This is a genomic window from Roseovarius halophilus (ex Wu et al. 2025) (assembly GCF_047086965.1).
The window spans coordinates 1-10,803 of record NZ_JBKOTX010000186.1 but is presented as its reverse complement, the minus strand read 5'-3'; the positions used below and the strand labels follow the sequence as shown (position 1 = coordinate 10,803).

General features: G+C 67.3%; 9 protein-coding genes and 2 pseudogenes. 2 read left to right on the top strand and 9 right to left on the bottom strand.

The window, feature by feature from the left end; genetic code table 11:
• Positions 1 to 64: 64 nt before the first annotated feature.
• The 3 genes and pseudogenes from ligA to ACH107_RS25765 all read right to left on the bottom strand — a co-directional run.
• Positions 65 to 1,753, bottom strand: a pseudogene (ligA, locus tag ACH107_RS25775) (NAD-dependent DNA ligase LigA); the annotation flags it as partial.
• Between the two features lie 234 nt (positions 1,754 to 1,987).
• Positions 1,988 to 2,701: pseudogene (ctrA, locus tag ACH107_RS25770) on the bottom strand (response regulator transcription factor CtrA).
• Positions 2,702 to 2,792: 91 nt separating this feature from the next.
• Positions 2,793 to 3,071, bottom strand: coding sequence for a DUF1153 domain-containing protein (locus ACH107_RS25765; protein ID WP_412508470.1), 279 nt, complete (start codon positions 3,069 to 3,071; stop codon positions 2,793 to 2,795).
• Positions 3,072 to 3,203: 132 nt separating this feature from the next.
• On the opposite strand from ACH107_RS25765, the gene mnmA reads away from it, so the two are divergent.
• On the top strand, positions 3,204 to 4,340 hold the full coding sequence (mnmA, locus tag ACH107_RS25760) for a tRNA 2-thiouridine(34) synthase MnmA (protein ID WP_412508469.1): 1,137 nt from the start codon (positions 3,204 to 3,206) through the stop codon (positions 4,338 to 4,340).
• A 270-nt stretch (positions 4,341 to 4,610) separates the two neighbouring features.
• Here the strand turns inward: mnmA and ACH107_RS25755 are convergent, their stop codons facing one another.
• Genes ACH107_RS25755 through ACH107_RS25745 form a run of 3 tightly spaced genes read right to left on the bottom strand, consistent with a single transcriptional unit; the run spans position 4,611 to position 6,979 of the window.
• Complete coding sequence (locus ACH107_RS25755) at positions 4,611 to 5,699, bottom strand: methyltetrahydrofolate cobalamin methyltransferase (RefSeq protein ID WP_310691047.1); 1,089 nt, start codon at positions 5,697 to 5,699, stop codon at positions 4,611 to 4,613.
• A 9-nt stretch (positions 5,700 to 5,708) separates the two neighbouring features.
• On the bottom strand, positions 5,709 to 6,644 hold the full coding sequence (locus ACH107_RS25750) for a methylenetetrahydrofolate reductase (protein ID WP_412508467.1): 936 nt from the start codon (positions 6,642 to 6,644) through the stop codon (positions 5,709 to 5,711).
• Between the two features lie 38 nt (positions 6,645 to 6,682).
• Positions 6,683 to 6,979, bottom strand: coding sequence for a virulence factor (locus ACH107_RS25745; protein WP_412508465.1), 297 nt, complete (start codon positions 6,977 to 6,979; stop codon positions 6,683 to 6,685).
• Between the two features lie 231 nt (positions 6,980 to 7,210).
• Here ACH107_RS25745 and ACH107_RS25740 point away from each other — a divergent pair, with 231 nt between their 5' ends.
• A complete protein-coding gene (locus ACH107_RS25740) occupies positions 7,211 to 8,323 on the top strand; it encodes a Ppx/GppA phosphatase family protein (RefSeq protein ID WP_310691050.1) in 1,113 nt (370 codons plus the stop codon).
• An 81-nt stretch (positions 8,324 to 8,404) separates the two neighbouring features.
• Here ACH107_RS25740 and ACH107_RS25735 read toward each other — a convergent pair whose 3' ends face one another.
• From ACH107_RS25735 to lpxI, 3 genes are all read right to left on the bottom strand, one after another.
• The gene (locus ACH107_RS25735; protein WP_412508464.1) at positions 8,405 to 9,190 is read right to left on the bottom strand and encodes an HpcH/HpaI aldolase family protein; all 786 of its coding nucleotides are present in this window, start codon (positions 9,188 to 9,190) and stop codon (positions 8,405 to 8,407) included.
• Positions 9,191 to 9,274: 84 nt separating this feature from the next.
• Positions 9,275 to 10,417 (bottom strand): lipid-A-disaccharide synthase, encoded by a 1,143-nt coding sequence (gene lpxB / locus ACH107_RS25730; RefSeq protein ID WP_412508463.1) that lies wholly within the window; start codon positions 10,415 to 10,417, stop codon positions 9,275 to 9,277.
• The coding region (gene lpxI / locus ACH107_RS25725) for a UDP-2,3-diacylglucosamine diphosphatase LpxI domain-containing protein (protein WP_412508461.1) at positions 10,414 to 10,803 on the bottom strand (390 nt) is incomplete at its 5' end. The genes lpxB and lpxI, both read right to left, overlap by 4 nt.

The following is a 10,803-nucleotide window of genomic DNA, read 5'->3' as shown; positions in this document are numbered from 1 at the left end:
GACGGATGCGATGCATTGACCATGGCAGCGTCGTCTAACCGGCAACCGTGGCGCGAAGATCAACTTCCAGCGCCGCGACCATGGCCTGCCAGCCGCCGTAGTGGCGCGCAAGGTCTTGCGCGGCCACCTCGCCCACATGCCGGATGCCAAGCCCGAACAGCAGACGCTCCGTGGAAATTTCACGTTTTTCCTCAATGGCCTGAAAGAGGTTCTTCGCGCTTGTCTCGCCCCAGCCGTCACGATTGGCCAGTTTCGACAGGGTCGCCGCATCCCGGCGTTGCAGCGTGAAAATATCGGCCGGTTCGCGCACCGGAAGCTGGTCGTCGTGGTAGAAGGCCTCGACCTGCTTGGCGCCCAGCCCCTCGATGTCCATGGCCCCGCGCGAGACGAAATGTTTCAGTTTTTCAACGGCCTGCGCCGGGCAGATCAACCCGCCGGTGCAGCGGCGCACGGCGTCGCCCTCTTCGCGGATCGCGGGCGAGCCGCATTCGGGGCAATTGTCGGGGAACTGGTAGGGCTTGGCCTGCTCGGGCCGTTTGGACAGGTCGACGTCCGCGACCTTGGGGATCACGTCGCCGGCCCGGTAGACCTGCACCCGGTCGCCGGGGCGGATGTCCTTGCCGCCGCGAATATCCTCGCCCGAGGCCCCGCGCCCGGCAATGTAATCCTCGTTGTGCAGCGTCGCGTTGGAGACGACGACGCCCCCCACCGTCACCGGCTGCAACCGCGCCACCGGTGACAGCGCCCCGGTGCGGCCGACCTGGATATCGATCCCCTCCAGCCCGGTCCAGGCCAGTTCAGCGGGAAACTTGTGAGCGATGGCCCAGCGCGGCGTGGTCGAGCGGAAGCCGAGCCGCTGTTGCAGCGAAAGGTCGTTGACCTTGTAGACCACCCCGTCGATGTCATAGCCCAGCGAGGCGCGTTGGTCCTCGATGCTGCGATAATGGGCCAGCATATCCGCCACCGTCTCGCAGACCCGGGTCAGCGGGTTGGTGACAAAGCCGAAGCTGGCCAGGCGGTCAAGCGCGCCCTTCTGGGTGTCGGCCAGCGGCGCGGACAGCTCGCCCCAGGCATAGGCGAAGAACCGCAGTGGGCGGGCCCTCGTGATGCTGGCGTCCAGCTGGCGCAGCGATCCGGCGGCGGCGTTGCGCGGGTTGGCAAAGGTCTTGCCGCCCCTGTCGGCCTGCCGCGCATTCATCGCCTCGAAATCGGCATGGGACATGTAGACCTCGCCGCGCACCTCCAGCACGGCGGGGGCCTGCTCCAGCCGGGTCGGGATCTCGTCGATGGTGCGGGCGTTCTGCGTGACATTCTCGCCGGTCTCGCCGTCGCCGCGCGTGGCGGCATGGATCAGGACGCCGTCTTCATAGCGCAGCGACAGGCTTAGGCCGTCGATCTTGGGTTCGGCGGTATAGGTCAGCGGGGCCTGGGGGCCGAGGTTCAGGTAGCTGCGGATCGACTGGTCGAAATCGGCCACCTCGGCGTCGTCGAAGGCATTGGCAAGCGAGAGCATCCGCACCGCATGGGTGATCTTGCCGAAGGCCTCGGCGGGGGCGGCGCCCACCTGCTCGGAGGGGCTGTCGGCGCGCTTGAGCCCGGGAAAGCGGGCCTCGATCGCCGCGTTGCGTCGCTTGAGCGCGTCGTAATCCGCATCGCTCATCCGGGGGGCATCGGCGCCGTGATAGGCGGCATCGGCGCGGCCCAGCAGATCGGCCAGACGCGCCAGTTCGGCGGCGGCCTGCGCCTCGGTCAAGGCGTCGGGCGCGATGGTCGCGTCTTTGTCTGTCGCGGCCTTGTCGGTCAACGCCGGTCCCCCTTCGTTCACTTGCGTTCAGTGATAGGGGGCCACCCCGGCATCGTCCAGCCCGTCGCGGCCCGACAATGCCGCGGCCCCGGCCCGGACCTACCGCGGCGGCACCCTCAGGGTCGGGTTGGGCTACGTATGGGACCGGCCGTTACCGTGACTGGTGGTCCGAACCGCGGGGCATCAGGCCCCGACAGCAACCCGCTGTTCACCGACGCCATGCTCGGGGTCGCGCAAGACATAGCCGCGGCCCCAGACGGTCTCGATTTAGTTGTCGCCGCCCGTGGCCACGGTCAGTTTCTTACGCAGCTTGCAGATGAACACGTCGATGATCTTGAGTTCGGGTTCGTCCATGCCGCCGTAAAGGTGGTTGAGAAACATCTCCTTGGTCAGTGTCGTTCCCTTGCGCAGCGAAAGAAGTTCCAGCATCTGGTATTCCTTGCCGGTCAGGTGGACAGGTTCGCCCCCGGCCTCCACCGTCTTGGCGTCCAGGTTCACCGCAACCTTTCCGGTTCGGATGATCGACTGCGCATGTCCCTTTGAGCGGCGGATGATGGCATGGATCCGCGCGATCAGCTCTTCGCGGTGGAAGGGCTTGGTCAGGTAGTCGTCGGCCCCGAAGCCGAACCCCCTGAGCTTGGATTCGGTCGCATCCTCGCCCGAGAGGATCAGGATCGGCGTTTCCACCCGGGCCAGCCGAAGATGGCGCAGCACGTCGTGGCCCGACATGTCCGGCAGGTGCAGGTCCAGCAGAATCAGGTCGTAGTCATAGAGCTTGGCGAGGTCGATCGCCTCCTCGCCCAGCCCTGTCGTGTAGACGTTGAGGTTGGCATGACCCAGCATCAACTCGATACTCTTTGCCGTGGTCGGATCATCCTCGACGAGCAAAACGCGCATTACTCTTCTCCGTTCGTTCGTGCGTTAACCAATCCTAGGGGGACGAAGGTTAACCCCACGTTACCATCCGGCCGGCAGTCTACAAATCCATCTAAGGTTGTCTATACTTTCTCGCTGCGGTGGCCTTCAGTGCCGCCTCGCCGTGACTGAGAACCGCCGACTCCCACTCGGCGAGTTCCTCGTCAGACAGGCCGTAGGTCGATTTCGCCCAATCCCGCGTGATCAGCCCATGCGCAACCACACGCACCACGGCCGCCTTGCGCGACGCAACCCACCGCCGCGTCGTCGCCTCGGGCAGGTCGGCACGCGTCATCACCCGGCCGCACGGCAGCGTGACCGAGCGCGGCCCCTCCGTTCTGCGCAGATACATGTCCTCACCCCTCTTTCGTGAATGAACATGCCTTTCAACTGGCCGCTTTTCGGCTAAGGAGAAGTAAAGCGGCCCCTTGAGAGTATCTTGCATTTTCCTATATTCCTGCAGACCCTGCCGAAGGCTGCTTCCATGTCCCTCGATACCGCGCTCAATTCGCTCGGCCTGCCCAAGGCCCCCGCCGACACCCGTGTCGTCGTCGCCATGTCCGGCGGTGTTGATTCGTCTGTCGTGGCGGCCATGCTCGCCGACGAGGGCTATGACGTGGTCGGCGTGACGCTGCAGCTTTACGATCACGGGGCGGCGCTGGCCAAGAAGGGCGCCTGCTGCGCGGGTCGTGACATCCACGATGCCCGCCGCGTGGCCGAAGAAATGGGCTTTCCCCACTACGTGCTGGACTACGAGAACATCTTCCGCGAGGCGGTGATGGACGAATTTGCAGACAGCTATCTGGGCGGGGCCACGCCTGTGCCCTGCATCCGCTGCAACGAACGTGTCAAGTTCAAGGACCTGCTGGAGACGGCCAAGGATCTGGATTCCGACTGCATGGCCACGGGCCATTACATCCAGCGCCAGATGGGGCCGCGCGGGGCCGAGTTGCACAGCGCGGCGGATGCGAACCGCGACCAGTCCTATTTCCTGTTCTCGACCACGCAGGAGCAGCTGGACTTCCTGCGCTTTCCGCTGGGCCATCTGGCCAGCAAGGACGAGACCCGCAGTCTGGCGGCGCGATATGGCCTGCGCGTGGCCGACAAGCCCGACAGCCAGGATATCTGCTTCGTGCCCAATGGCGACTATGCCAGTGTCATCGAGAAACTGCGCCCGGGGGCTGCCGAGCCGGGCGCGATCGTGGACCATGCCGGCAACGTGCTGGGCCAGCACAACGGGGTGATCCACTACACCATCGGCCAGCGCCGGGGGCTGGGCATCGGCGGGCTGAGCGAGCCGCTCTACGTGGTCAAGCTCGACGTGGAAAACCGCCGGGTCGTGGTCGGCCCCAAGGAGATGCTTGCGACCCGCACCGTCCCCCTGCGCGAGATCAACTGGCTGGGCGACGGCGCCTTTGCCGAAGCGGGCGAACGCGAAGTGGCGGTCAAGGTCCGCTCGACCCGCCCCCCGGCCCCGGCCATCCTGCGCCCGCTGTCCGACACCGAAGCCGAGGTCGAACTGCTGACCCCCGAAGAGGGCGTCAGCCCCGGCCAGGCCTGCGTCTTCTACGACACTCAGACCACCCGCGTTCTGGGCGGCGGCTGGATCTGGAAGGGGTAGCGCACAGGAGCACAGACCCCGAGCGAATTTGCGTCATGGATCAAGGTTCGCTGTGCGCAGGAAGTGGGGTTTGCAAGTTTGATATAAATGGGGCGCTCAAATTTCTCTGCGCGCGTTGACCTGTCGCCCCGGGGCCGACGGCAACGGCAGTTCCGGGGCTGACAGCGGCCCTTGCATTCGATGGCTCAAACCGCGGGCCATGATACCCTCCAAACCGAAAACGCCGCCCGGTCTCCCGCGCGGCGTTTCCTGGTCCCGTAACAAGCTGTCCTAGCTGGCCCGGCGGCGGCGCCCGCCTGCGGCGCGTCCGCCACGGCCGCGCTCTTGTTCACCGGGTTTCAGCGGCGCCTTGTTGAACCTGATCCAGGCCGCCCCGCCGTCGTCCTGGTTCATCAGGAAGTTCGCGGCGCGGATCGCCTCCATCTCCTTGCCGGCGCGCGGCCTCGTCGAGCCCAGACCGAACATCTGGCAGAACACCTCGTCGTCCATCTCGGGGGGCAGCAGGATACCGGCAGCCGCCACCTCGGCCTTCTTGGCCGCGATCTCGGCGGCCTTCACCGGCAGGGCCACCGGGTTCATGATGGCACTGGTCATCCCCGTGGCCATGGCCATGGGCAGGAAGGCGTTGTTGATGCCGTGCCGGTTGGGCAGACCGAAGGAAATGTTCGATGCCCCGCAGGTGGTGTTCACGCCCAGTTCATCCCGCAGGCGGCGGACAAGGGTGAAGACCTGCAAACCGGCCGACCCCATCGCCCCGATTGGCATGACCAGCGGGTCGACCACGATGTCATGCGCGGGAATGCCGAAATCGGCGGCGCGTTCCACGATCTTTTTCGCCACGGCAAAGCGCACCTCGGGGTCTTCGGAAATCCCGGTGTCGTCGTTCGAGATCGCCACCACCGGCACGTTGTATTTCTTGACCAGCGGCAACACCATCTCCAGCCGCTCTTCCTCGCCGGTGACGGAGTTGAGCAAGGGCCGCCCCTCGGCGGTGGCCAGCCCGTTCTCCAGCGCGCCGGGCACCGAACTGTCGATGCACAGCGGAACGTCCACGATCTTCTGCACCACCTCGACAAGCTGTTTCATCAGCGTCGGCTCGACGAAGTTGTTGTCGGCATAGCGCGGGTCCTCGGCCATGCGGTTGGTGAAGACCGCACCCGAGTTGATGTCCAGCACCGTCGCCCCGGCGGCCACCTGCGCGATGGCATCGGCCTCGACGCGGCTGAAATCGTCCTGTTCCAGTTCGGCGGCCAGAATCTTGCGGCCCGTGGGATTGATGCGCTCGCCGATCACGCAGAACGGTTCGTCAAAGCCGATAACGGCGGTCTTGGTCTTCGATTCGACAACGGTGCGGGTCATGATCGGTCCTTAGGATTGAGAGGCGGGCACGGCAGCGGTGCCGCCATGGTCGATGGCCCATTGGGCCGCTGTCTTGATGCCGCCCAGCGGGAAGACGTGCACGTTCGTCACGTTGAAATCGGGGTTTGCGGCCTTGTGGGCAGCCAGACTGGTGACGACCTCTGTGGGCTCGAAGGGCAGCAACAGCTTGGAGACATCCTTGGCCCGCTTCTGCAGCACCCGGATGGAGGGGCCGACACCGCAGGCCATGGCGAACTTGATCATGGTCTGCAGCTTGGCCGGCCCGGCGATGCCGATATGGATGGGCAGGTCGATGCCCGCCGCCTTGAGGCTGTCGGCCCAGTCGATGATGGGCTGCGCCTCGAAGGCGAACTGGGTGGCGATGGCCATCTGCGCGTCCGTGGTCTCGGAAAACCGCTGCTTCCAGCGCAGGGCCGCATCGACAGTGGCATTGCCGCCCGAGGGGTCGATGTCGCGGTTGCCCTCGGGGTGGCCGGCGACGTGCAGGCGCTTGAAATCACCGAACAGGCCGGTTTCCAGCAGCTGCATGGAACTGTCGAACGCGCCATGGGGCTTGGTCACGCCACCGGCCAGCATCAGCGCCTGGTCGACGCCCGCCTCGCCCTGATACCGGGCGATCCAGTCTTCCAGCATGGCGCGGTCCTTGATGACGCGCGCCGGGAAATGCGGCATCACCGGGTAGCCCTCGCGCGCCAGGCGCTTGGCGGTGGCGACCATGTCCTCGATCGGCGTGCCCTCAATATGGGCGATGTAGACGCGCGTGCCCGCGGGCAGCCAGTCGCGGAAATCCTCGACCTTCTCGGCGGTGCGCGGCATCACCTCGATCGAGTAATCCTCCAGAAAGGCCGCGACGTGCGGATCGACGGCCTCGCCGGGGGCGGGGGTGGATTCGGTAGGTTTCTTCTTGAACTGCAACAGCGCCATGAGAGCCTCCTTCAGGCGGGAAACGGGGGTCGGGCCACTCACGCGCGGCCGTCGTTGTCGATCAGCGACTTGAGCCGGGCCGTGTCGTAGGATGCCTCGATCCGGTCCACTTCGGCCTCGGCGACCTGCGCGTCGTCGCCCTCGCAGGTGTAGGGCGCGCCGCGGCGCCACTCGGCCAGATAGGCATCCGTCCCGGCGGTCCCGGATCTCATCGCGGCCCGGTCGATGGCCTGCTCGAAGCGCGCGCTCAGGGGCTGTTTCGCCGCCCGACGGCCCTTGCCGACGATGACCTGTGCCGGAATGTCCCGCCAGTAGACGATGGTGACCTCGGCCATATGCGCGATTCCCTCTCGCTGGAGTGCTTTTCCCTTTCCTATCCCCCTGTGCCCCATATGCGGCGCTTGTTTTCGACATGAAACCCCCGGTGAACGACGCCGTGGGATCAAAGCGCCGCCCATGGGGCCAGGCCGTGCCCGCACCGCGACCCGTCCCGGCACGAGGAGAGGCTTGCGCAGGGCTCGCCCCCGCCCTACCTTGAGGGCAACTCGAAATCGGAGGGCGTGACGATGGCGCCCAAGCGTCCCAATGGTGCGGGCGCTGTCCCGAACCCGGTCGAAAGCCCCGCGCCGACCCCGCCCGGTCCCTCAGAGCTCTATGCAGCCCTGGATCTGGGCACCAACAGCTGCCGCATGCTGATTGCCCAACCAAGGGGCAGCCAGTTCGATGTGATCGACAGTTTCTCGAAGTCCGTCCAGCTTGGGCAGGGCCTGGAATCGAGTGGGAAACTCTCGCGCGCTTCGATCTGGCGCACGATCAACGCCATGCGCGTCTGCCGCCAGAAACTGCAACGCCACAAGGTCCGCCGGATGCGGCTCGTGGCCACCGAGGCCTGCCGCCGGGCCAGCAATGCGCGCCAGTTCATCAAGCAGGTCCGCCGCGAAACCGGCCTGCGCCTCGAGATCATCCAGCCCGAGGAAGAGGCCCGCCTGGCGGTGATCTCCTGTGCGCCGCTGGTCTCGCGCAAGACCGAACAATTGCTGGTCGTCGATATCGGTGGCGGTTCGACCGAACTGGTCTGGATCGACCTGACCAAGGTGCCCCCGCCCGACCGGCCCCGCGCGATCATGCGGCTGCATTCGGGGTTCCGCCAGACCGAGGGCCCCGTGCCCGCCGCCAAGGTCGTGGACTGGATTTCCGTGCCCCTTGGCGTGGCCACCCTGCGCGACCAGTTTTCCGACGTGGAAGACGATTCCGCGCGTTTCGCCCTCATGAGCTGGTATTTCGAGGAATCACTCGAGAAATTCGCCCCTTCCGCCTCGGAACAGTCCCGCGATGGTTTCCAGATCATCGGCACAAGCGGCACCGTCACCACGGTGGCCGCCACGCATCTGGGCCTGCGCCGCTACGACCGGACCAAGGTCGACGGGTTGCGGATGAGTTCAGACCAGATCGACGCCGTGATCCGCAATTACCTGTCGCTCGGCCCCGAGGGGCGGCGCAGTGATCCACGAATCGGCAAGGACCGGCAAGCGCTGATCATGTCCGGCTCGGCGATCCTGCAGGCGCTGATGCGGCTCTGGCCCACCGACCGGCTCTCCGTCGCCGACCGCGGCCTGCGCGAGGGGCTGCTCTACCAGCAGATGAGCCTTGACGGCGTCCTGCAAGAGGCGCCCGACTGATCTCCCATTGCCGGTCGCGGGTTTCTTCTGGCCAGAAATATCCTGGGGTGAATTGGCCGCAGGCCAAGAGGGGCAAGGCCCCTACTCCCCCTCGGCGCCCGGTGTCGGCCGCCTGTCCCAGAGCGCCACGAGCGCCTCGCGCAGCACATGCACATCCCCGCCCAGCCCCAGGAACCGCACCCCCTGCGCGGCCGGGCCGTCGAACGCACCGGCATCGAAGGTGATCGTGCCGGCGAATTTGTCCGCAGCGGCAGCGGCCGCATAGACCCGCGCGATGGCCGCCTGCACCTGGGCGTGATCGGGGTGCCCGACATGCCCCAGGTCGGCGGACAGATCGGCGGGGCCGACGAACAGCCCGTCCACGCCCTCCACCGCGGCGATCTCGTCCACGTTGGCGACGGCCTCGGCGCTCTCGATTTGCACGAAGAGGCAAATCTCGTCGTTGGCCGAGGTCACGTAATCGACGATCTCGCCATAGCCCGAGGCCCGCGACAGCACCGCCCCCATGCCGCGCACGCCCTGCCCCGGATAGCGCACCGCGGCGGCGACCTGGCGGGCCTGCTCGGCACTGTTCACCATGGGCACCACCAGCGTCTGCACCCCGAGGTCCAGCACCTGCTTGAGAATCCAGTCCGACCCGAAGGGCACGCGCACCACCGGCGCCGCGCGGGTGCCGGCCAGCGCCTGCAACTGGGCCATGATCGTGGACAGCGTATTCGGCCCGTGTTCGGCGTCTATCAGGCACCAGTCGAATCCGGCATTGCCAGCCAGTTCCGCGCCAACCGGGCTGGCCATGGCCAGCCAGAGGCCCGATTGCATCTCGCCCCGGGTCAGGGCGGCCTTGAGGGTGTTGCGCGGTGCGGGCATGGGTCGGTCTCCTTTTTGAGGGCAGACTGCGTCAGCCTGGCGCGCGCGGCAAGGGCGCTGTGCCGGACGAGGGACAGCCGCGCCTCACAGCCTCTCCAGCACCGCGCGGGCCGCGCGCAGGCCGGGGGCCTCGGCCCCGCGCCCCAGCCGCGCCATGGTCAGCTCCAGCGCCTCCAGTTGCGCCTGCGGGGCGGCATGAACCTGGCGCAGGCCCTCGGCGATCCGCTCGGGGCGGCAGTTTTCTCCGATGAACTCGGGCACCACGCGGGTCTCGGATACCAGGTTGACCAGCGTCACCGTATCCGTGCGCAGCATCCGCGCGATGATCTGGCGGCTGAGCCAGGCCATGTCGTAGGCGATGACCATGGGCGTGCGCGCGGCCGCAAGTTCCAGCGACACCGTCCCCGAGGCGGCCAGCGCCAGGTCGGCAGCAGCCATGGCCACGAAGCGGTTGCGCGCGGCCTGTCCCGCCGTCAGGTCGGCCCCGTCGATGACCCTGGCGCCGATCCCGCCGAACTGCTCGGCCACGGTATCGCGCAGATGCGGCAGGGTCGGCAGCACCACCTGCATGTCCCCCAGTCCCGCCTGCGCATGGGCGGCCACGAAGGGCGGCGCCAGCCGCGTGACCTCGGACCGGCGCGAGCCGGGCAGGACCATTAGCGTCCCGCGCCCCGCCTCCAGACCGTGGCGGGCGCGAAAGGCGGCGATCTCGTCCTCGGTCACGGGCGGCTCGGTCGCGATGGGGTGGCCGACGAAATCGCAGTCCATCCCGGCGGCCTCCATGTAGGGCGGCTCGAAGGGGAACAGCACGAGCACCTGGTCGATGACCCGCGCCATCTTCGCGGCCCGCCCCGGGCGCCAGGCCCAGACGGTGGGGGCCACGTAATGCAACGTGCGAATGTCCGACCCCGCCTTGACCAGCCGTGCCACGCGCAGGCAGAAATCCGGGCTGTCGATGCCGATGACCACGTCCGGCCGCGCCGCGAGGGCGGCCTGCGCTGTCTGGCGGATGCGGCGCTTGAGGTGGCGGTATTTCGGCAGGATCTCGGCCAGCCCCATGACCGACAGCTCCTCCATATCGAAGAGGCTTTGCAGCCCCTCGGCCTGCATCATGGCCCCACCGACGCCCTCGAAAGTCACCCCCGGCGCCAGCGCCTTCAGCCCGGCCATGAGCGCGCCGCCGAGCCGGTCGCCCGAGGGTTCGCCCGCGATGACAAAGACCTTCACGGCGCCACCTGCAGGAACAGGCCCGCCTGCGCCAGCCTGGCGATGACGCGGGGCCGGTCCAGCACCATGACGCCCCCGGCCTGCACCACGATGCCCGCCAGCCCGGCCCGGACCACCTGATCGGCCGTTTCGGGCCCGATCAGCGGCATGTCCGCGCGCAGCTCCTGGCCCGGTTTGGGCGCCTTGAACAGCACCCCGCCGGCCGGGTCGGGGCGCGGGGGCTGCTGGCCCGTGAACCAGTCGGCCACGGCGGTAAAGGGGCTGGCCAGGGTATCCCAGGCATCTTCTGCGTTGAGAGGTGGCGGCGTCCCGCCAGCAAGATCGGCCAGCATGGCGGCGGTGCCGCGGGCGTCCTCGCGCGCAATCACCCGCCCGCCGGCCACGAC

Coding starts and splice junctions, on each gene's coding strand:
- ACH107_RS25750 (WP_412508467.1), bottom strand. CDS start 6,644: ATGGCGCTGTTGCAGTTCAAGAAGAAACCTACCGAATCCACCCCCGCC.
- ACH107_RS25745 (WP_412508465.1), bottom strand. CDS start 6,979: ATGGCCGAGGTCACCATCGTCTACTGGCGGGACATTCCGGCACAGGTC.
- mnmA (WP_412508469.1), top strand. CDS start 3,204: ATGTCCCTCGATACCGCGCTCAATTCGCTCGGCCTGCCCAAGGCCCCC.
- ACH107_RS25765 (WP_412508470.1), bottom strand. CDS start 3,071: ATGTATCTGCGCAGAACGGAGGGGCCGCGCTCGGTCACGCTGCCGTGC.
- ACH107_RS25755 (WP_310691047.1), bottom strand. CDS start 5,699: ATGACCCGCACCGTTGTCGAATCGAAGACCAAGACCGCCGTTATCGGC.
- ACH107_RS25740 (WP_310691050.1), top strand. CDS start 7,211: ATGGCGCCCAAGCGTCCCAATGGTGCGGGCGCTGTCCCGAACCCGGTC.
- ACH107_RS25735 (WP_412508464.1), bottom strand. CDS start 9,190: ATGCCCGCACCGCGCAACACCCTCAAGGCCGCCCTGACCCGGGGCGAG.